Genomic DNA, 1,788 nt, shown 5'->3' with positions numbered 1-1,788 from the left:
TCGCACTTCTGATACCTCCAGCAAACCTCCCGGTTCACCTTCAACGGCTTACAGAACGCTCCTCTACCATGCGTGCAAGCACGCATCCGCAGCTTCGGTTACCAGTTTAGCCCCGTTACATCTTCCGCGCAGGCCGACTCGACTAGTGAGCTATTACGCTTTCTTTAAAGGGTGGCTGCTTCTAAGCCAACCTCCTAGCTGTCTAAGCCTTCCCACATCGTTTCCCACTTAACTGGTATTGGGGACCTTAGCTGGCGGTCTGGGTTGTTGCCCTCTCGACGACGGACGTTAGCACCCGCCGTCTGTCTGCCGTGATTGTACTCCTGGGTATTCGGAGTTTGCATGGGGTTGGTAAGTCGGGATGACCCCCTAGCCCAAACAGTGCTCTACCCCCCAGGGTAAGACACGACGCTCTACCTAAATAGATTTCGAGGAGAACCAGCTATCTCCGGGCTTGATTAGCCTTTCACTCCGATCCACAGCTCATCCCCTAATTTTTCAACATTAGTGGGTTCGGCCCTCCAGTTAGTGTTACCCAACCTTCAGCCTGGCCATGGATAGATCGCCCGGTTTCGGGTCTATTGCCTGCAACTAGACGCCCTATTAAGACTCGGTTTCCCTACGCCTCCCCTATGCGGTTAAGCTTGCTACAGACAATAAGTCGCTGACCCATTATACAAAAGGTACGCAGTCACCCCACGAAGGGGCTCCCACTGCTTGTACGTATACGGTTTCAGGTTCTATTTCACTCCCCTCTCCGGGGTTCTTTTCGCCTTTCCCTCACGGTACTGGTTCACTATCGGTCAGTCAGTAGTATTTAGCCTTGGAGGATGGTCCCCCCGTCTTCAGTCAAGATATCACGTGTCCCGACCTACTTGTCGCAAGCTCAGTACCACAACGGAGTTTTCGTGTACGGGGCTATCACCCTCTATCGCCGGACTTTCCAGACCGTTCCACTAACTCCACTGCTATCACTTGCAGGCTAGCCCCCGTTCGCTCGCCGCTACTGAGGGGATCTCAATTGATTTCTCTTCCTACGGGTACTTAGATGTTTCAGTTCCCCGCGTTCGCTTCGCCAAGCTATGTATTCACTTGACGATACCTGACTTACGCCAGGTGGGTTTCCCCATTCGGACATTCCCGGATCAAAGGTTGGTTGCCACCTCCCCGAGACTTTTCGCAGGCTCCAACGTCCTTCATCGCCTCTGACTGCCAAGGCATCCACCGTATACGCTTAGTCACTTGACCATATAACCGAAGTTATCTGTCGCTCTCAAACCGCGAGAGCTATCAAGCAGACTGTTCCCCGACCCCCTTAAGCATAGGTCGGGTACTTGAGACAGATACCGATCAAAGTATCTGCCCGCCGGATGTTGTGACGCTTAAGTCACAGTGTTGTATTACAACTCGTTTTGACAGCGGGGAATTGAAACCCGCCATCAGAACTTCATATCTTTGGACTGCTCCATCAACCGTCATCTTGCGATAACAGTCTCGGGTTACAATCCAGAGACTCAGCTTGATTTACCTTGTTAAAGAACTTTCCGGTTGTGAAAACCAGAAACAAACACACTCACCACATGCTGTGACAGTGCATTTCTTTCTGAATTCCAGTGATGCGACTCACCAGGTGGCGGAATGAATTCCGCCCTACATGGATTCAACACCCCATCTGTAGGGCCGGATTTATCCGGCCTGCCACCACCTCAATCTGGTGGAGCTATGCGGGATCGAACCGCAGACCTCCTGAATGCAAATCAGGCGCTCTCCCAGCTGAGCTATAGCCCC

1 tRNA gene and 1 rRNA gene are annotated in these 1,788 nt (G+C 52.3%); both read right to left on the bottom strand.

The window, feature by feature from the left end:
- Positions 1-1,248: ribosomal RNA gene (locus FV139_RS20960) — 23S ribosomal RNA — on the bottom strand; the annotation flags it as partial.
- Between the two features lie 464 nt (positions 1,249-1,712).
- Positions 1,713-1,788: transfer RNA gene (locus tag FV139_RS20955), tRNA-Ala, on the bottom strand.

The sequence above is a fragment of the Parahaliea maris genome (assembly GCF_008064665.1).
Classification (GTDB): Bacteria; Pseudomonadota; Gammaproteobacteria; order Pseudomonadales; family Halieaceae; genus Parahaliea; species Parahaliea maris.
Note: the sequence above shows the minus strand (reverse complement) of the source record. Positions and strands in the feature narration are given on the sequence as shown.